Raw genomic sequence first — 17,819 nt, 5'->3', positions numbered from 1 at the left:
CGATCACCGGATTGGTGGCCGGGAGGCCGCGCACCGGGCGTGCGGCCCCGGCGGACGACCCGGGGCACGTGGCGCGGCGGGGCAGCGCGTACCGTACACGGCGAGGAGACCGGCGCGTGCGCTTCGGGAAGCGCCGGCGGTTCCTGGCCGTTGCGGAGGGGGAGATGACGGTGGTTCCCGCCATCGCCGCGGACGGCGCGACCGTCGCACTGGGCGACACCACACTGCTCGCGCCGACGACGTTCTCGGTGATGCCGGGCGAATTCTGGTGTGTCACCGGCGGCAACGGCTCGGGCAAGACGACGCTGCTGCGTGCCTTCCTGGGCAGCCGGACCCTGACCGCCGGCACCTGCTCGGTGCTGGGAGACCCCGTCGACCTGGCGAAACCCCGGCACCGCCGCCTCGTCGCGTCGCTCGTCGACCCGATCCCGTACGCCCGGGACATGACGCTGCGTGAGCAGGTGACCCTGGTCGCCGCCTCCTGGTACGGCAACTCCCCGAGCACCGCCGAACGCGCCGGGCGGATCATCGACCGGCTGGGACTGGCCCCGCTGGGCGAGCGGTTTCCCCATCAGGTCTCGTCCGGGCAGCTGCAGCTCTTCGGTCTGGCACTGACGCTGGTCCGCCCCGCCGACGTCGTCCTGCTCGACGAGCCCGAACGGCACCTCGACAGCGACCGCGTCGGCCTGGTGGCCGCCCTGCTCACCGAGCGGGCCGAGCAGGGCACCGCCTTCCTGGTGGCCACGCACGAGGAGGCGCTGGTGGCGGTGCGGGACGGCCGCGTGCGCCTGTGACGACGACGCGCCCCGTTGCCCCGGCCGTGTCCGACGCGCGCGCCCGCGTGCAGGCCGTACGGCAGCGCTACGCGCGGCGCGGCGGCCGGGCCACGGTGCGGGGCCGCGCCTACCCCGCCTATCTCGTAGCGCTGTTCACCGTCTTCTACCTGGTGCCGGTCGTCCACGCCCGGAGCACATCGGCGGCCTCCCTCTCCGTGTCGTCCGTGAGCTTCCCGGCCGGAGCCGTGCCGCTGGTCTGCGCGCTCGCGGTGGCCGCGTGCTGGGGCGGCCAGCTCGCCGGCCGGTTCTGGGGGCCGCTGGTGGTCCAGCCGTTCCTGCTGCACGTGCTCATGTCCACGGACCTCTCGCCGGCCCACTACCTCGGCACGATCGCCCGGCGTCGCCTGGCGTACGCGGGCACGGTCGCGTTGCTGTCGGTCTGCTCGGCGGCCTACCTCGCGACCGACCTGTTCGACCGCCCCGGCACCGCGCTGCCGGGGCTCGCGGTCCTGGCCGGGATCAGTGCCGTCGCCGCGACGGCCTGGCTGTGGGGTCAGGTCCGGGCGGTACGCGACAACCTCCTGCTCGCCTGTGCCGGCGGCGCCTTCGCACTCGTCGTGGCCGGGGTGAGCGGCGCGGCCCCGGACGGCCTTTCCGGCCACTGGCTCGCCGTCCTCGTCCCCGCGGTCCTGGCAGCGGCCATCGGACCGGCGGCGTTCCGCGCGCTGCCCGCGATCGACCTCGCCCGCCTCGCGCGGGAGTCGGCGCGCGCCTCCCAGGCCCAGGCGTACGCCTTCACGGGCACGCTCCACCACGCGCTCGACCTGTACCGGCCGGAGCCGCGCGGGTTCACCTCCGCCCTGATCCGCGCCGACGGACTCCTGCGCGGGTATCTCGCCCAGGGGACGGTGCGGGCGCTGCGGACCCCCGGACGCGCGGTCGCGGCCGCGACGCTCCTGGCGGCCGGCGGCGCCTCGCTGACCCACGGGGTGGCCGGATCAGGAGGCGGCCCGGTGTGGGGGTGGTGGGCGGCGGGCTCGGTCGCGGTGTACCTGGGGTCCGGCTGGGTGGGCGAGACCTGGCGCGGGCTGCGCGACGAACTGACGCTGGCCCCGCTGTTCGGTGAGCGGTGGGGCGGGCTGCTCGCCCGGGCGCCGGCCTGGCCCGTCGTTGCCGTGACCGTGGGAACCTGCCTGGGTGGTGGCCTGGTTGTCCTGCTCCGCCGGCCGCTCGCCGATGGCCGGGCGGGGAGCACGGTCCTGCTCGTCGCGGGAACGGTGGTGCTGGTGCTCGGCGCCCGGTTCCTGCGGGAGATGAAGCTGCACCTGCCGCTCGAACTGCTTCTCCCGGTCATCACCCCGCTCGGCGATCTGTCCGGACTGCGCGTCGTGGCCTGGCAGTTCGACGGAATCCTCGTCGTGGTGACCGGGGTAGCCGTGATGAACGCCGTCCCGTCCGCGACCGGTTCGGCGGCGCTGGCGATCTGCCTGGCCGCCTGCTGCGTCTGGGCGGGGCTGCGCCGGACCGGATGGGCGCACCGGGGGGTCTTCGCCCGTCTCCACCGGGGGTAGCACCGCGAACAGGCCATGCTTCGCGGCGCGCTCCCGGTGAACGCTCCCGCGCGGGGCGCACGGACCGTCTCCTCAGGAGCGGGTGGCGATGTCGCAGCCCTCGTCGTCGCCTTCCCGGGTCCGCTCCTCGATCGGCGTACTCCGGTCGTACGGATCGATCGCCGGGCCGTCGCCCCCGTCGGCGGTCGTGCGGTCGGCGAGGAACGCGGGGATCAGATAACCGGTGGAGGCGCCGCAACCGCCGTTGGTGGTGTCCACCTGGTAGGAGACGAGGGAGAACGTCCCCGGCTCGATCACGATCTTCGCCGGGTCGTCCCAGCTCATCACCACCTCGCGGCGCACGATGGTCCGGGTGACCTCGTCGTCCCCCGAGGCCCGCATGACCGGGTAGACGTAGGTGGCATCGGTGGAGATCTCCACCGCGCCCTTCTCGCCCTCCCGGAAGGTGACCCGGCCGCGCGTCTTCACCACGTCGCCGACCGGCCGCACATCGGCGGACCGGAAGCGGCTGAACAGCAGGAGGGGGTCGTTCTCCCGGTCGGGCGCGCGGAACGCCTTCGCCAGGTAGTCCTGGACGTCCGTCTGGTGCGGGTTGATGAGCGCCATGGCCTTCGCGGGCCGCTCGCCGCGCAGCACGGCGGGGTCGAGGCTGGAGGCCGCCAGGAAGTCCCGGGTGCGGTCCAGCGCCTTGCCGACCTCCGCCTCGCTCATCCAGCCGGTCGCCCGTGGCGCGGGCAGCTGGATGCCCGCCGCGCCGTCGGCCCACCGTGCCGCCGGTGATCCGGCGAAGGGCTCGTCCGGGGTGGGCAGCGGCCCGTTCGCCTCCTGGGCGGGCGGCCCGCCCGGGCGCTCCGACTCGGCGGGGAGGGGCAGGGTGTTCACCGCGTCCCCGCCGTCGAACCAGCCGACGATCCGGCCGGGGGCGACGGCCACGGCCACCAGCAGGACGACGACGACCGCCAGCCCGAGCGCGTACCGGCCCTTGCCGCCCCGGCGCCGGGGCGGCTGGTGCGTCCGCCACCCCCTCGGCGGCCCGGGCTCCTCCTGAAGCCGCCGTGTCACCATCCGGGCCCGCGCCGACGGCTCCTCGGGCGCGCCCGGGCTTCCGGCCTCGGACTCCCTCAGGAACCGCTCCCACTCCTCGTCCGGTACGGACGCCCCACCCTTGCTCAACTCACCGCTCCTGTCCCCGTTTCCGCGCTTGGTCCCTCCCCAGGTCCGAGCGCTGTACGGGGCATCATCACACGGTCCGCCGACATCGACGGCGGGCGGCCCGGTCACCGCCCGGGCGCCCCCACACGCAGACCGTCCATGACGAAATCCAGAAGCCGGCCGGCCCTCGGCTCCCAGTCCTCGCGCGGATCGATCTGCCAGAGTCCGGCGATGGCGAGGAAGAAGTCGTCCGGCGTGACCCCGGGGCGGACGACGCCCGCGTCCTCGCAGGCGCGGAGCAGGGTTCCGGCCGCCTCCATGACCGGGGTGGGGCCGGGCTTCGCGGGCCCGCCCGGCGCACTGGTCACCAGCCGGATCGCGTCCGCCAGACCGGCCTTGGTCATCGCGAAGCGGGCGAGGCGGTCCATCCACTCGCGCAGGGCCCGTTCCGGCGGACGGGTCTCCAGCAACGCGCACGCCGCGTCGGCGACCTGCTGCATCTCGTAGCGGTAGACCTCCATGACGAGCGCCTCCCGGTGCGGGAAGTTGCGGTAGAACGTGCCCTGCCCCACCCCCGCCTTCTTGGCGATCGCGCTGAGCGGGGCGTCCGCGCGCAGGGTCAGCTCGGCCGTGGCCACCCGCAGGATGCGCTCGCGGTTGCGCTGCGCGTCCGAACGCAGGGCGGAGTCCTTCTTCGGCTGGGACACGGTTCCTCCTCGCGGGTTCGTGGCCGAAACCCGTCCTTGTTAACCGGACAGCTGTCCGTTACGTTTTCCAGGTAAGCGGACAGCAGTCCGGTTAGGGCTACCTTACTCCCGACCGGTGCCGGCGGTCGTCACCGAGGCCCCGGTTCCTCGCCACCTGACACCAGAGAAGGCTGAACATGGCCCCAGCGCCCTCGACGACGTCCAGTGCGATCACCCTGAACATCAACGGCGAGAAGCACCACCTGCCCATCGACCACCGCACCACCCTCCTCGACGCCCTGCGCGAGCGCCTCGACCTCACCGGCACCAAGAAGGGCTGCGACCAAGGACAGTGCGGCGCCTGCACCGTCCTCGTCGACCGACGGCGCGTCGTCTCCTGTCTCAGCCTCGCGGTCGCGGCCGAGGGGCGCGAGATCACCACCATCGAAGGCGTGGCCGAGGGGGACGAGCTGCACCCCGTCCAGCAGGCCTTCCTCGACCTCGACGGCTACCAGTGCGGCTACTGCACACCCGGCCAGATCTGCTCGGCCATCGCCGTCATCGAAGAACACGCGGCCGGCCGGCCGAGCGCCGTCACCGAGGACCTGAGCCCTGACGCGGGACCACAACCACTGACGCCCGACGAGATCCGCGAGCGGATGAGCGGCAACCTGTGCCGCTGCGGGGCCTACGTCTCGATCGTCCAGGCCGTCGCCCGCGCCGCCGAGGAGCACGCCGAGGCCCGCACCGAGGCCCCCGCCACCGCCGCGAAAGGGGCCGTCGCATGAAGGAGTTCGGCTACCAGCGCGCCCACGACGTCACCGGTGCGGTCGCCCTCCTCGCCGCCGACCCGGACGCGCGGTACCTCGGCGGCGGCACCAACCTCGTCGACCTGATGAAGACCGGCGTGGAACGCCCCGCCCTCCTCGTCGACGTCCGTGAACTCCCCCTGGACCGCGTCGAACCCACCGCGGACGGCGGCCTGCGCATCGGAGCGACCGTCACCAACAGCGACCTCGCCGCCCACCCCGAAGTCCGCCGCCACTACCCGGCGTTGGCCCAGGCGCTGCTGGCCGGAGCCTCCGGGCAGCTGCGCAACATGGCCACCGTCGGCGGCAACCTCCTCCAGCGCACCCGCTGCGGCTACTTCACCGACGTCTCCCAGCCCTGCAACAAGCGGGCCCCGGGCTCGGGTTGTCCCGCCGTCGAGGGCGAGCACCACAACCACGCCGTCCTCGGCGCCTCCGACCACTGTGTGGCCGTGCACCCCTCCGACATGGGCGTGGCCCTCACCGCGTTCGACGCCGTGGTCTCCTACGAGAGCGGCGACGGGCCCGGCGAAGCGCCGATCACCGACTTCTACCTCCCCGTCGGCGACACCCCGCACCGGGAGACCGCCCTGCCGCCCGGCGCGCTGATCACCCACGTGACCCTGCCCGCCGCGCCCGTCGCCGCCCGCTCCCACTACCGCAAGGTGCGCGAACGCGCCTCGTACGCCTTCGCCATCGGCTCCGTCGCCGCCGCGCTCGACATCGAGGGCGGCGTCGTACGGGACGCGCGCCTCGCCCTCGGAGCCGTCGCCTCCCGGCCCTGGCGCGCCCGTGCGGCCGAAGCCGTCCTGACCGGCGCACCGGCCGACGGCGCGACCTTCGCCGCCGCCGCGGACGCCGAACTGGCCGCCGCCAGGCCGCTGCCCGACAACGGATACAAGGTGACCCTCATGCGCAACCTCGTGGTCTCCGTCCTGACCGAACTCGCCGGGGAGGACGCCCGATGACGACCACCACCCCGGGCCCCTCCGCGCTCCGCGGAGCCGTCGGCGTCGCCCGCACCCGCGTCGAGGGCCGCGAGAAGGTCACCGGCGCGGCACGCTACGCGGGCGAGATCCCCTTCGCGGACCTGGCCCACGGCTGGCTCGTGCTGTCCACCGTCACCCGTGGCCGGATCCTTGACGTGGAGACCGCCCCGGTGCTCGACATGCCGGGCGTGCTCACCGTGCTGCACCACGGCAACGCCCCCCGCCTGAACATCGATTACGTCGGCATGCTCGGCACCCCGCCCGACCCGACCTGCGCCGTCTTCCAGGACGACCGGGTACCGTTCGCCGGCTGGCCGGTCGCGCTGGTCGTCGCCGAGACCCCCGAGGAGGCCAGGGAGGCGGCCGAGGCGCTCGTGGTGACGTACGACAGCGAACCGCACGACACCGTGCTCCACGCGGAGCACCCCGGCGCCTACCCCGCCGCGGGCCACATGCCCGCCGAGACGGAGAAGGGCGACCTGGAGGCACAACTGGCCGCCTCCGCCTTCGTGGTGGACGCCGAGTACAGCACCCCCGAGGAACAGCACAGCATGATGGAGCCGCACGCGGCGACCGCCCGGTGGGAGGGCGGCCGGCTGGAGGTCGTCGACTCCAACCAGGGCGCCGGGTGGGTCCAGAGCGAGCTGGCCACGATGTTCTCGCTCGACGCGTCCTCGGTGCGGGTGCGCTCCGAGCACATCGGCGGCGGCTTCGGCAGCAAGGGGCTCCGTGCCCACCAGGTGTCCGCCGTGATGGCCGCCACCGCACTCCAGCGTCCGGTCCGCGTGGTGCTGACCCGGCGTCAGACGTTCTCGCTGGGCGGCTACCGCAGTCCCACCGCCCAGCGGGTCCGGCTCGGCGCGGCCCCCGACGGCCGCCTGCTGGCCCTGGAGCACCGCTCGCTGAACCAGACCTCGACGGTGTACGAGTTCGTCGAGCCCAGCGCGGGCGTCGCCCGGGTGCTGTACGACGCCGACGCCCACCGCACCGCCAACCACGTCGTCCGCCTCGACGTGCCGTCCCCGACCTGGATGCGCGCACCGGGGGAGGCCCCGGGGTCCTTCGCGATCGAGGCGGCCCTCGACGAACTCGCCGAACGCGGCGGCATCGACCCGATCGAGCTGCGCCTGCGCAACGAGCCGGACGTCGGCCCCGTCTCGGGACTCCCGTTCGCCGGCAACAACCTCGCGGCCTGCTTCCGCGAGGGGGCCCGCCGGTTCGACTGGGCGGACCGCGACCCGCGCCCCGGCATCCGCCGCGAGGGGCGCTGGCTGCTGGGCACCGGCACGGCGGCGGCCTCCTTCGGCGCCGGGGCCGCCCCGTCCACCGCCCTGGTCACGGCGGAGGCGGACGGATCCTTCACCGTACGGATCACCGCGGCCGACATCGGCACCGGAGCCCGCACCGCGCTCACCCTGATCGCCGCCGACGCGCTGGAGACCGCACCCGAACAGGTCCGGGTCCGCATCGGCGACAGCGACTTCGGCCCCGCGATGATCGCCGGCGGATCCATGGGCACCCGCTCCTGGGCCTGGGCGGTCACGGCGGCCGCCGCCGAACTGCGGGAGCGGCTCGCGGTGGGCACATCCGTCCCCCCGGAGGGCATCACCGTACGGTCCGACACCACCGAGGCCCTCGGAGCCCTCGCGCAGAGGGAACGCCACTCCTTCGGCGCGCAGTTCGCCGAGGTCGCGGTGGACACCGCCACCGGCGAGATCCGGGTGCGCCGCATGCTGGGCGTCTTCGCGGCGGGCCGGATCGTCAACCCGCTCACCGCCCGCAACCAGCTCGTCGGCGGGATGACCTGGGGTATCTCCATGGCCCTCCACGAAGAGGCGGTCCGCGACCGCAACACCGGCGGCCACTACGCCCCCGACCTCGCCGGCTACCACGTGGCCACCCACGCCGACGTCCCCGACATCGAGGCGGACTGGGTGGACGACCACGACCCGGACGACCCGGTCGGCATCAAGGGCGTCGGGGAGATCGGCATCGTGGGCGCGGCGGCGGCCGTCGCCAACGCGGTCTGGCACGCCACCGGCGTACGCCACCGGGACCTGCCCATCCGCCCCGACCGGGTCCTCGCGGCCCCGGCGCCGGACGCCGCCGGGGGAGCGGTGGATGCTTGACATCGCCGGTGAGCTGCACCGATGGATGGCGGAGGGCCGGGAGTTCGCCGTCGGCACCGTCGTCTCCGTCGGCGGCAGCGCGCCGCGCGGGCCGGGGGCCGCCCTCGCCGTCGACAGCGAGGGCACGGCGATCGGCTCGGTCTCCGGCGGCTGCGTGGAGGGCGCGGTCTACGAACTGTGCGCGCAGGCACTCGGCGACGGCGAGACCGTCCGCGAACGGTTCGGCTACAGCGACGAGGACGCCTTCGCCGTCGGGCTGACCTGCGGCGGGGTCATCGACATCATGGTCACGCCGGTCCGTGCGGACTCGCCGGAGCGGGAGGTGCTGCGGGCCGCGCTGTCCGCCGCCCTCGCAGGAGAGGCGGCGGCCCTCGCCCGGGTGGTGAGCGGCCCGGCCGGGTTCCTGGGGCGGTCGCTGCTGGTCCGCGCCGACGGCTCCCACGAGGGCGGGCTCGGGGGCCACCTGGAGCTGGACCGTACGGCTGCGGCCGAGGCGTCGGCCCTGCTGGACACCGGCCGGACCGGCACCGTCACCCTCTCCGAGGACGGCTCGCACTGCCCCGGCGGACTCACCCTGCTCGTCGAGTCCAGCGTGCCACCGCCCCGCATGATCGTCTTCGGCGCGGTCGACTTCGCCGCCGCGCTGGTGCGGGCCGGGAAGTTCCTCGGCCATCACGTGACGGTCTGCGACGCCCGGCCCGTCTTCGCCACCCGGGCCCGGTTCCCCGAGGCCGACGAGGTCGTCGTCGACTGGCCCCACCGCTATCTGCGCAGCACCCGCACCGACGGCCGGACCGTGCTGTGCGTGCTCACGCACGAGGCCCGGTTCGACGTGCCGCTGCTCGCGGAGGCGCTGCGGATGCCCGCCGCGTTCGTCGGCGCGATGGGCTCGCGCCGGACCCACGAGGACCGGACACAACGTCTGCGCGAGGCGGGCCTGAGCGACCGTGAGCTGGACCGGCTGCGGTCGCCCATCGGCCTGGACCTCGGAGCCCGTACGCCGGAGGAGACGGCGCTGTCCATCGCCGCGGAGATCGTCGCGGCGCGGCGCGGCGGCACGGGCCTGCCGCTGACCGGGGGAGCGGACCCCATCCACCGCGAGACCCACCCGGACCTGCGGGTCGTCAGCCGGCGCTGAGGTCGCCCCGGACGTGAGGAGCACCGGACCACGCGTTTAGCGGGGCCGTTCGGGGTCACTCCAGTACAGCGGCGCGCGAGCCACCGGGAGCCGGACCGCCCCGGTGACGGACCCTGGGATGCGCGCCGAGGACGAGGAGACAGGAACCGTTCGACGGTGGGACTCATGCCGAGCGCACAGGAGGACACGATGCGTGACGTACGCAGGCTCGTGCGGGCCAAGGTCCTGAAGGCCCGCGGACGGGTCGAGGAACAGCAGTACCGGCCCGACGGGCGTCCCCGCCGTTGAGCGGGCGAGGGGTCCGGGTACCCGAGGGCGAGGACGACCCGGTGACGCGGCAGGCCCTGCCGGAGGCTTCCGGCACGGCCCCCCGGGCGGACGGGCCAGCGCCGAGGCCGGGCCGGGTCGTACGGCTCCCCGGCGTGTACCGCCCGCAGACCGACACGCTCCTGCTGGCCCTCGCCATACGCCGCGAGGGGATCGGCCCCGGTACGGACCTGCTGGACCTGTGCACCGGGAGCGGCGCGCTGGCCCTGCACGCCGCCCGGCTCGGCGCCCGCGTCACCGCCGTGGACATCAGTCGCCGGGCCGTGGCGTCCGCACGGCTGAACACCGCGCTCGCCCGCCTGCCCGTCACCGTACGCAGGGGCGACCTGCTCCGGGCCCTGCCCGGCCGCACGTTCGACGCCGTCGTCAGCAACCCCCCGTACGTTCCGGCCCCCGGCCTGTCGGCGCCACGGCACGGGCCCGGCCGCTCCTGGGACGCGGGCCCCGACGGACGGGTGATCCTCGACCGCATCTGCGACGACGCCTTCGCCGTCCTGCGCCCCGGCGGTCTGCTCCTGCTGGTCCAGTCGGGGCTGAGCCGCCCCGAGGAGACGGTCGGCCGGCTGTCCGCGGCCGGGCTGGACGTCTGTGTGACCGACCGCGTGACGATCCCGTTCGGACCGGTCACCCGCCGCCGGGCCGCCTGGCTGCGGGACCGGGGTCTGCTGCGGGACCGGCCGGACAGGGAGGAACTGGTGGTCATCCGTGGCCGGAAGGAATGAGACACCCCGCCGAGTGGTGGTGAACCGGGAAGGCCCGATCCTGGTGGAAGGGCCGGTAGAGGTCGTCGGCGACGACGGTACGACGACCCGGTCCGACCGTTTCGTCGTCGCGATCTGCACCTGCCGCCGCAGCCGCACCTACCCCTGGTGCGACACCAGCCATCGCCGCCGCAAGCCCGCCGGGCCCTCCGGGACCGGCCGGGGCGGCCGACCGCCCCAGGAGGGCGAGGAGGAGCGCCGACCGTGACGACCCCCGCCACCACCCCCCGTAAGGTCGCGTCCCGCGAAAGCGCCGCGGCGTCTCCCGGGCTTCCCCCGGCGCGCGGCCCTCTGAGCGAGAGCGTCCTCGCCGTGCTGGCGGGCGGCGGAACCCGTCTGCCCGAAGCCGGCGCGGTCCGCCGCTCCGACCCGTACGGGGACGACCTGCAACTGCTCCTGTACGTCCTGTACGAGCTCCACTACCGCGGGTTCGCCGGTGTGGACGAGCGCCTGGAATGGGACCCCGCCCTGCTCGGCGTGCGCGCGGTGGCCGAGGACGTCTTCCTGGACGCGCTGCGCCGTGACGGCGGCTCGGGCGGGAAGGACGTGGCGGAGGCGGTGGACGCGCTCCAGCTGGAACCCGTGGGGGACGACGGCCACAGCGTCAGCCACCACCTCCGGCGGGAGGGGGAACTGTGGCAGCTGCGCGAGTACGCCGCCGTGCGCTCCCTCTACCACCTCAAGGAAGCCGATCCGCACCTGTGGGTGGTGCCCAGGCTCCAGGGTCGGGCGAAGGCGGGCATGGTCGCCGTCGAGTTCGACGAGTTCGGGGCGGGGCGGGCGGAGAACGTCCACGCACGGCTCTTCGCCGACCTGATGACCGACCTCGGCCTCGACGCCCGCTACGGCCGCTACCTCCACGCGGCACCGGCCCAGGCCCTGGCCACGGTCAACATGATGTCGCTTTTCGGCCTGCACCGGCGGCTTCGCGGCGCGCTCGTCGGGCACTTCGCCACCGTGGAGATCACCTCGTCCCCCGGCTCGCGGAGGCTGGCCGAGGCCCTGCGCCGCGTGGGCGCCGGACCCGCCGCCCAGCGGTTCTACGACGAGCACGTGGAAGCCGACGCGGTCCACGAACAGGTGGTGCGCCACGAGGTGATCGGCGGTCTGCTGGAGGACGAGCCCGCGTTGGCGGCCGACGTCGTTTTCGGCATCGAGGCGACCGGACACCTGGAGGACCTCCTCGGGGACCACCTGCTGGCGGCGTGGCGTGAGGGCCGCTCGGCCCTGCGGACCCCACCGACGCCCTGAGGGCCCGGCCCGTCAGGCTGCTTCCTGGAGCACCCCGTCGCGCACGCGCTCGCAGGACTGGCTGAGCAGGCGCGACACGTGCATCTGCGAGATGCCGAGCTGTTCGGCGATCCGTACCTGCGTCATGTCCCGGAAGTAGCGGAGGTAGAGGATGGTCCGCTCCCGCTCCGGGAGCCCCCGCAGCCCCGGTTTGACGGCCTCGCGGTCGACGGCGACGTCCAGCGCCGTGTCACAGGACCCCAGCCGCTCGACCAGAGGCATGCCTCCCCCGGCGCCCGCGGGCTCGGCGTCCAGGGAGAGAGCGCTGTAGCTCTCCAGGGCCTCCATGCCCAGCAGCACGTCCTCCTCGCTGAGCCCGGTGGCGGACGCGACCTCGGCGCAGGTCGGGGCCCTGCCGCCGATCTCCTGCGCCAGGTCACGACGGGCCACCCGCACCCGGTTACGGAGATCCTGGACGCGCCGCGGCACATGCACGTCCCACGTGTGATCGCGGAAGTGCCGCTTGAGTTCGCCGGTGACCGTGGGTACGGCGTACGTTTCGAAGGCCTTGCCCCGCAGCGGGTCGAAGCGGTCCACCGCCTTGACGAGCCCCATCGCGGCCACCTGCCGCAGATCGTCCATGGATTCGCCGCGGTTGCGGAAGCGGGAGGCGATCCGGTGGGCCATCGGGAGCCACGCGCAGATCGTCTCGTCGCGCAGCGCGTCCCGCTCCGGCCCCGGAGGAAGCGCCCGCAGCCGCTGGAACGCCCGGTCGGGCGACCGGGGGTCCGCGGCGTGGTCGGTTTCGGGGGCGGCTCCTGCCTGCATGGTGGTCACTCCTGGTCGACGATGCGATCGGTCGCCGCGGGAGGATCACCGGGCCGGACAGAAGCCGCCCGGAATCCCACGGGCGCACCTCTTGTCCGAAGCACGGAAGGCCCCATACCCGCAGAAAAGGTGCCTAAACGTCGCCGGGCTGTCGCGCACAGCCGATGTCCGCGGTCCGCGCGTCAGCCGGGGCCCGGGCCGAAGACCGCCGCGCCTGGCGTGGTCAGCCGCTCCTCTCACCGCTCAGCCGGCCTCTCCTCGCCGTCAGGTGTCGCGGCCCCGGAAGGTGTCCGTCTCGTCCGTGACATGGACGGCCGCTTCCTCCGCCGACGCGGCGCCGCCGTCGATGCCCACGTCCTCGGCGAAGACGTCGTTGTTCCGTCCGGTCGCGTCGTCCGCCGCACTGAGCCGGCCTGCCCGGGGCTCGACGGTGGACCCTTCCTGGGGTTCCCCGTCGCCCTCGGCGAGGTCGCCGATGCCGTCGCCGTCGGGCGGCTCCACATCATCGACCTCCTGGGCGAGCCGCTGGTCCAGCGATTCGCCGCGGCGCACCTCCGCCCCCGTCGTGCCGAACTTGGTCACACCCAGAGGGCGTTCGGGAGGGGAGTAGCCCTCGTCCATCTGGTCGTCCAGATCCCGCTCGTCGAGCGTGTTCTCCAGGTCGAGCTCATCGTTCGGCGGGATCGAGCCGTCGTCGTCCTGCGGCTGGTACACATCGTCGCCGCGTGCGTCTGCGGGCATGTCCTGCTCCTTGGTCGTGCGGGCGGCCGTCCGGGCCCGGACGGTGACGGGCGTCAGCGTCCGAGGGCCTCGCGGAGCTGTTCCTTGTTCATGGAGGAACGCCCGTCGATGTTCTTCTTCCTGGCCTCCGCGTAGAGCTGGTCCTTCGTGGGACCCTGCGCCCCCTGGTGGGAGCGTTCGCCGCCGCGCTCGTAGGCGGACTTCCTGTCCCGCGTCGACGTTCTGCTCGCCGTCCTCGACTCGCCGGCCCGGGCGCGCTGCTTGTTGACGGTCCGGGCCGCGATCTCCTTCGCGCGACCCTGCGACGCGCCCTGTTCCTCCTGGCTCTCCTTGATGTGCTCGTACTGCCGCTCTCGCTTCTTGTTCGATCCAGCCGGCATGACGTGCTCCTCATCCGTCTCGGGGGACGCCCCTCGCATTTCCCGTACGGATCCCACTAAACAGCGCATGCCGGAACAACGCCCCTGGAGACGTGAGCAGGGAGTGACAGCCTGAATCCGGCGGACGGCGCCGACGGCTGCTTTCCCAACCGGTCGGCGCCTGAGCTCCGCGTACGCCGGATACCTGATGGCGGAGTAACCCTCGCGGCGGACGCCAAACATGCCGGGGGCGGCGTTCTGCCGCACCCCGCCGCCGTCAGGTCACGGACGCGGGCGCAGGCCGGGGCTCTCGGGCGCGGGGCCGCCCGAGACACTGCCGACCAACTGTGCGCAGAGGTCGCGGAGCTTCACGTTGCGGTGCTGAGAGGCGGTGCGCAGGGTCCGGAGCGCTTCCTCGGAGCTGCAGCGCCGCTGGTTCATGACGATGCCGGCCGCCTGGTCGATCACGGCGCGGGACTGGAGGGCGGCCTCCAGGTCGGCGGTGAAGGTCCGGGTGTCCGCGAGCCGCTGGGCGAGTTCGACGGCCCCCGTCGCCTGGGCGGCGAGGGCGCGCAGCCCGCTCAGATCGGCGTCCGCGAAACCGTTCTCCTTGGGCGAGTAGAGATTGAGTGCGCCCGCCGTGTCGGAGTGCGCCGCGACCGGCAGCGACAGCGACGACCGGGTCCCGGAGGAGACCGCGAAGGCGGGGTAGCCGTTCCACCGGTCCTCTTCACGCATGTCGCTCACGCTGACCTCGTGCCCCTCGCGCAGGGCTTCCAGGCAGGGGCCGTCGTCCTGCCCGTACTGGGCCTCGTCCAGCGGCGGTGCGCTGATGCCCGCGCTGGCCACGGTCAAGGGCCGGTTCCGACGCTCCAGCGTGACCCCGCAGCCATCGGCCGTGGGTGACATGAGCAGGGCGGTCTGGGCCAGCGCACGGAGAAAGTCGTCCAAGGTGTCGGTGTCCAGCAGGAGAGAGACGAGGTCGGGCGGCCCCGGCGTGAGCACTCCGTCGTCGGTCATGATCGCTCCCTTCCGGACCTGAACCCTGGGACCAGGATGGCACTGTACGGGGCGTCCCGCTCCCATCCTCCGGGCGTGGGCACCCCTCCGTGCCCTGCGCCGAGGACAGGTGTCGAGCGCCGCGAAGCGGGCATACGCGCCCTACGCAGGTCAGGAAGCGGCCGCGCTCTCAGTCCTGCTTCCTTGGAGTGCCCATGTTCCTGCTCAGCTATCACCTCGACGCCGCACATCTGGTGGTCGAACTGGGCGAGACGGTCGACCTCGACAACGAGTCGGCGATCGAGCGCGAGATCGTGCGCCTGCTGCCGTGCTGCGGCCCCCGGGCGGTCATCGTGGACATCCGCACCCCGCTGCTCACCCCCAGAGCCCTGGGACTCCTCCTGAGGGTGCGGGGCCAGGCCGAGGAGCGCGGAATCTCGATGGCGGTGGTGGCCGGGTACGACACGGCCCGCGAAACGCTGAGCGCCGCCGGCCTCCACCGCGTCCTGCGGATCGCCTCCACCCTGCGGGGCGCGGAGATGCGCAGCCGGGGATGCCGGCCGGAGCCGGAGGCGTCCCGGAACGCGAAGCAGGGCGACCGACGGAGCGCCCTGCCATCCACCGGAGCCTCGCATCGGCCGCTCGGCCCGTACGCCGACACCTCCCGACCCCGCTTTCCGGGGGAGCGCTGACGGGCGTCCGGGGGCGACGGGCTGACGAGGGCTCGGCTGCGCGACGCGGAGCCGAGCCCCCGGACGAGAGGGCATAATGAAGGGCTGGAGGTCAGGAAGCGGCCCTTGAGAATTCTTCCTGCCTCCGTGGAGTTTCCGTGAACCTCTGTCCTCGTCGCCGCGCCGTCCCCATGGCTCCGGCCGCCGCCCCCTTCGGCGCCCCGCACGCTCCCACGCGGGCGTCCCGCGGGCGGCCCCCCGCGACGAGGCCCGGCCCCGCCGGCAGCCCGGTGCCGACGGCCGGTGGCCCGCCCACCCCTGACTGGCCGTCCCGCAGCTACGCCTGACCCCCTCACCGCCCCACGCCCGGAGCCCGCTCGGCGCCGGTGCGCGGATGGCGGCTGTCCTTGTCCCTGCGGCCCGGACGCGCCGCTCAGCTCTGACCCGCCCCTCTCGACGGCTGGTCACCGCCCAGAACGAGATGATCATGACTGACAGGCCCGTGGCCGAGGCGCCGGACACGACCGCGCTGCTCCTGGAGACGGAGTCGCTGGACGAATTCCTGCACGCCCTCGCCCGCAGCGCCCTCGCCCTGGTGGAAGAGGCCGACGGCTGCGGCATCACGCTGGAGAGACTGGGGCGTCCCGTCACCGTGTCCAGCGTGGGGGCCAGCGCCACAAAGCTGGACGAAGCCCAGTACGGGCAGGACGACGGGCCGTGCCTCCAGGCGATGCGCACCGGCCGGGAGGTCAGCGTGCCCGACACCCTGCGGGAGAGCCGCTGGGCCGACTACCCGGCCTACGCCGCGGTCTGCGGCGCCCGCTCCTCGCTGTCCCTGCCGATCGCCCCGCACAGCCACACGTCCGGAGCCCTCAACCTCTACGCGCCCGTTCCGAACGCCTTCGACACGGCGGACCTGACGGCGCTGAGGCTGCTCACCGCGCAGGCCACCGGGGCCATAGCGCTGGCCCAGCGCATCGCGGACACCGAGGAGTTCGCCGCGGACCTGGAGGCCGCCCTGCGCTCGCGCACCGTCATCGACCAGGCGATCGGTGTGGTGGTCGGCCAGCAACGCTGCACCCCGGAGAAGGCTTTCGACGTCCTGCGCACGGCATCGCAGCACCGCAACATCAAACTGCGCGAACTGTGCGCCGAGTTGATCGCCAGCATCACGGGCGAGGTCCCGCCCGAGGGCCGCATCAGACCCCGGAGCTGACCCCCCGGCTCCGGGTGACTTCGTTTGAAAACACGCACACGGGTAGTCGGCCCACGTCCTGCCGGCCGAAACGAAAGAAGGACCCGTGTCCCGAGACCAGCGCAAGAACATCTTCATCATCGGACTGGACGAGGCGAACCTCCGAACGCTGGAGGCCGTCCCGGACGCCCGCCACCACCGCCTCCACCCCCTGCTCTCCATCAAGGAGCTGCAGGAGGACGCGACCACCGTCGACGAACTGCTGACCCGCGCACGCGCCGTGCTCGACGCGCACGAGGGCGGGATCGACGCGATCGTCGGCTACTGGGACTTCCCGGTGAGCACCCTCGTCCCCCTCCTGAGCAAGGAATACGGGACGACCAGCACCAGCCTCGAATCCGTCGTCAAGTGCGAGCACAAGTACTGGAGCCGGCTGGAACAGCGAAAGGTCATCGACGAACACCCCCGCTTCGGCATGGTGGACCTGGACAGCGACGATCCGCGGCCGCCGGAGGGGATGAGCTTCCCCATGTGGCTGAAGCCCGCGCTCGCCTACTCCTCCGAGCTGGCCTTCGGCGTCTCGGACATGGACGAGTTCCGTACGGCGGTCGCGGAGATACGCGAAGGCATAGCCCGGGTCGGAAAGCCCTTCGAGGCGATACTCGATCTTCTGGAACTCCCGCCGGAGATGGCGGGGGTCGGAGGCCAGGTCTGTCTGGCCGAAGAGGCGATGACGGGTATCCAGGTGGCTGTCGAGGGATACGTCCACCAGGGCGAGGTCACCGTCTACGGCGTGCTCGACTCGATCAACTACCCCGACTCCTCGTCCTTCCTGCGCCACCAGTATCCGAGCACCCTCCCGGCACCGGTGATCCAGCGGCTCCACGAGGTCAGCGAACGCACCATGCGGCAGATCGGCATGGACTCGGCGACCTTCAGCATCGAGTTCTTCTACGATCCGAAGACCGCCGACATCAGCCTGCTGGAGATCAACCCCCGGCACTCCCAGTCGCACGCGGAGATGTTCGACTTCGTCGACGGCGTGCCCAACCACCACCGGATGTTCCGGCTCGCCCTGGGCGGCGACCCGGCCCTGCCGCCGGGCGGCGGCCGCTACCGGGTGGCCGCCAAGTGGTACTACCGCTGGTTCGGCGAGGGACGCGTGCACCAGGTGCCGACCGCCGAGGACATCGCCGCCATCGAACGGGACATCCCGGGCGTCCGCATCGACATGGTCCCCTCCGAGGGCCAGCGGCTCTCCTCGGTCAAGGGCCAGGACAGCTACAGCTACGAACTCGCCCACATCTTCACCGGCGGGGACGACGAGGACGACCTGCGCCGCAAGTTCGACGCCTGCGTCGCCGCCCTCGGCCTGAGCTTCGACGAGACGGCACCGGGCGGGCGCAGCCGGAATTCTTCGTGACGCACCGGGTACCCGCCCCCATCGGACCCGACGTC

General features: G+C 73.3%; 19 protein-coding genes. 13 read left to right on the top strand and 6 right to left on the bottom strand.

Going from position 1 to position 17,819, the window contains the following annotated elements; genetic code table 11:
* Positions 1-116: 116 nt before the first annotated feature.
* Both ACFWRV_RS16145 and ACFWRV_RS16140 read left to right on the top strand, forming a co-directional pair.
* Positions 117-794, top strand: a complete 678-nt coding sequence (locus tag ACFWRV_RS16145; RefSeq protein ID WP_384334422.1) for an ATP-binding cassette domain-containing protein — start codon at positions 117-119, stop codon at positions 792-794.
* Positions 791-2,347, top strand: coding sequence for a hypothetical protein (locus tag ACFWRV_RS16140; protein ID WP_384334419.1), 1,557 nt, complete (start codon positions 791-793; stop codon positions 2,345-2,347). Before ACFWRV_RS16145 ends, ACFWRV_RS16140 begins: the two co-directional genes overlap by 4 nt.
* A gap of 72 nt (positions 2,348-2,419) precedes the next feature.
* Here the strand turns inward: ACFWRV_RS16140 and ACFWRV_RS16135 are convergent, their stop codons facing one another.
* Entirely contained in the window at positions 2,420-3,520 is a 1,101-nt protein-coding gene (locus tag ACFWRV_RS16135; protein ID WP_384334415.1) for a hypothetical protein, read from the bottom strand.
* A gap of 104 nt (positions 3,521-3,624) precedes the next feature.
* Positions 3,625-4,206, bottom strand: coding sequence for a TetR/AcrR family transcriptional regulator (locus ACFWRV_RS16130; protein ID WP_384334412.1), 582 nt, complete (start codon positions 4,204-4,206; stop codon positions 3,625-3,627).
* Positions 4,207-4,382: 176 nt separating this feature from the next.
* On the opposite strand from ACFWRV_RS16130, the gene ACFWRV_RS16125 reads away from it, so the two are divergent.
* From ACFWRV_RS16125 to ACFWRV_RS16090, 8 genes are all read left to right on the top strand, one after another.
* A complete protein-coding gene (locus tag ACFWRV_RS16125; protein WP_384334409.1) occupies positions 4,383-4,973 on the top strand; it encodes a 2Fe-2S iron-sulfur cluster-binding protein in 591 nt (196 codons plus the stop codon).
* Positions 4,970-5,962, top strand: a complete 993-nt coding sequence (locus ACFWRV_RS16120; protein WP_384334406.1) for an FAD binding domain-containing protein — start codon at positions 4,970-4,972, stop codon at positions 5,960-5,962. Before ACFWRV_RS16125 ends, ACFWRV_RS16120 begins: the two co-directional genes overlap by 4 nt.
* Positions 5,959-8,112: a xanthine dehydrogenase family protein molybdopterin-binding subunit gene (locus ACFWRV_RS16115; RefSeq protein WP_384334403.1), complete on the top strand. Its 2,154-nt coding sequence runs from the start codon at positions 5,959-5,961 to the stop codon at positions 8,110-8,112. Before ACFWRV_RS16120 ends, ACFWRV_RS16115 begins: the two co-directional genes overlap by 4 nt.
* On the top strand, positions 8,105-9,250 hold the full coding sequence (locus ACFWRV_RS16110; protein WP_384334400.1) for an XdhC family protein: 1,146 nt from the start codon (positions 8,105-8,107) through the stop codon (positions 9,248-9,250). Before ACFWRV_RS16115 ends, ACFWRV_RS16110 begins: the two co-directional genes overlap by 8 nt.
* Positions 9,251-9,415: 165 nt before the next feature.
* Complete coding sequence (locus ACFWRV_RS16105; protein WP_384334398.1) at positions 9,416-9,538, top strand: hypothetical protein; 123 nt, start codon at positions 9,416-9,418, stop codon at positions 9,536-9,538.
* 41 nt (positions 9,539-9,579) lie between these two features.
* Complete coding sequence (locus ACFWRV_RS16100; protein ID WP_384334395.1) at positions 9,580-10,299, top strand: HemK2/MTQ2 family protein methyltransferase; 720 nt, start codon at positions 9,580-9,582, stop codon at positions 10,297-10,299.
* A complete protein-coding gene (locus tag ACFWRV_RS16095; RefSeq protein ID WP_384334392.1) occupies positions 10,283-10,546 on the top strand; it encodes a CDGSH iron-sulfur domain-containing protein in 264 nt (87 codons plus the stop codon). Before ACFWRV_RS16100 ends, ACFWRV_RS16095 begins: the two co-directional genes overlap by 17 nt.
* Positions 10,543-11,589: an iron-containing redox enzyme family protein gene (locus tag ACFWRV_RS16090; protein ID WP_384334389.1), complete on the top strand. Its 1,047-nt coding sequence runs from the start codon at positions 10,543-10,545 to the stop codon at positions 11,587-11,589. The genes ACFWRV_RS16095 and ACFWRV_RS16090 overlap by 4 nt, the downstream gene beginning before the upstream one ends.
* A 12-nt stretch (positions 11,590-11,601) precedes the next feature.
* Here the strand turns inward: ACFWRV_RS16090 and ACFWRV_RS16085 are convergent, their stop codons facing one another.
* The 4 genes from ACFWRV_RS16085 to ACFWRV_RS16070 all read right to left on the bottom strand — a co-directional run bounded on the left by ACFWRV_RS16085 (position 11,602) and on the right by ACFWRV_RS16070 (position 14,516).
* On the bottom strand, positions 11,602-12,396 hold the full coding sequence (locus ACFWRV_RS16085; RefSeq protein WP_384334386.1) for a SigB/SigF/SigG family RNA polymerase sigma factor: 795 nt from the start codon (positions 12,394-12,396) through the stop codon (positions 11,602-11,604).
* A gap of 264 nt (positions 12,397-12,660) precedes the next feature.
* A complete protein-coding gene (locus ACFWRV_RS16080; RefSeq protein ID WP_384334384.1) occupies positions 12,661-13,137 on the bottom strand; it encodes a DUF5709 domain-containing protein in 477 nt (158 codons plus the stop codon).
* 53 nt (positions 13,138-13,190) lie between these two features.
* Positions 13,191-13,517: a plasmid stabilization protein gene (locus ACFWRV_RS16075; RefSeq protein WP_384334381.1), complete on the bottom strand. Its 327-nt coding sequence runs from the start codon at positions 13,515-13,517 to the stop codon at positions 13,191-13,193.
* Between the two features lie 261 nt (positions 13,518-13,778).
* Positions 13,779-14,516, bottom strand: a complete 738-nt coding sequence (locus ACFWRV_RS16070) for a GAF and ANTAR domain-containing protein (RefSeq protein ID WP_384334378.1) — start codon at positions 14,514-14,516, stop codon at positions 13,779-13,781.
* A gap of 194 nt (positions 14,517-14,710) precedes the next feature.
* Here ACFWRV_RS16070 and ACFWRV_RS16065 point away from each other — a divergent pair, with 194 nt between their 5' ends.
* From ACFWRV_RS16065 to ACFWRV_RS16055, 3 genes are all read left to right on the top strand, one after another.
* On the top strand, positions 14,711-15,187 hold the full coding sequence (locus tag ACFWRV_RS16065) for an STAS domain-containing protein (RefSeq protein ID WP_384334375.1): 477 nt from the start codon (positions 14,711-14,713) through the stop codon (positions 15,185-15,187).
* A 466-nt stretch (positions 15,188-15,653) separates the two neighbouring features.
* Complete coding sequence (locus ACFWRV_RS16060; protein WP_384334372.1) at positions 15,654-16,382, top strand: GAF and ANTAR domain-containing protein; 729 nt, start codon at positions 15,654-15,656, stop codon at positions 16,380-16,382.
* An 85-nt stretch (positions 16,383-16,467) separates the two neighbouring features.
* Complete coding sequence (locus tag ACFWRV_RS16055) at positions 16,468-17,784, top strand: ATP-grasp domain-containing protein (RefSeq protein ID WP_384334369.1); 1,317 nt, start codon at positions 16,468-16,470, stop codon at positions 17,782-17,784.
* Positions 17,785-17,819: the final 35 nt, after the last annotated feature.

Source organism: Streptomyces sp. NPDC058576, from assembly GCF_042718715.1.
In the GTDB taxonomy this organism is placed as follows: Bacteria; Actinomycetota; Actinomycetes; order Streptomycetales; family Streptomycetaceae; genus Streptomyces.
This window is presented reverse-complemented; position numbering and strand designations above follow the sequence as displayed.

Coding starts and splice junctions, on each gene's coding strand:
- ACFWRV_RS16125 (WP_384334409.1), top strand. CDS start 4,383: ATGGCCCCAGCGCCCTCGACGACGTCCAGTGCGATCACCCTGAACATC.
- ACFWRV_RS16060 (WP_384334372.1), top strand. CDS start 15,654: ATGACTGACAGGCCCGTGGCCGAGGCGCCGGACACGACCGCGCTGCTC.
- ACFWRV_RS16110 (WP_384334400.1), top strand. CDS start 8,105: ATGCTTGACATCGCCGGTGAGCTGCACCGATGGATGGCGGAGGGCCGG.
- ACFWRV_RS16075 (WP_384334381.1), bottom strand. CDS start 13,517: ATGCCGGCTGGATCGAACAAGAAGCGAGAGCGGCAGTACGAGCACATC.
- ACFWRV_RS16120 (WP_384334406.1), top strand. CDS start 4,970: ATGAAGGAGTTCGGCTACCAGCGCGCCCACGACGTCACCGGTGCGGTC.
- ACFWRV_RS16085 (WP_384334386.1), bottom strand. CDS start 12,396: ATGCAGGCAGGAGCCGCCCCCGAAACCGACCACGCCGCGGACCCCCGG.
- ACFWRV_RS16105 (WP_384334398.1), top strand. CDS start 9,416: ATGCCGAGCGCACAGGAGGACACGATGCGTGACGTACGCAGGCTCGTG.
- ACFWRV_RS16065 (WP_384334375.1), top strand. CDS start 14,711: ATGTTCCTGCTCAGCTATCACCTCGACGCCGCACATCTGGTGGTCGAA.
- ACFWRV_RS16070 (WP_384334378.1), bottom strand. CDS start 14,516: ATGACCGACGACGGAGTGCTCACGCCGGGGCCGCCCGACCTCGTCTCT.
- ACFWRV_RS16115 (WP_384334403.1), top strand. CDS start 5,959: ATGACGACCACCACCCCGGGCCCCTCCGCGCTCCGCGGAGCCGTCGGC.
- ACFWRV_RS16080 (WP_384334384.1), bottom strand. CDS start 13,137: ATGCCCGCAGACGCACGCGGCGACGATGTGTACCAGCCGCAGGACGAC.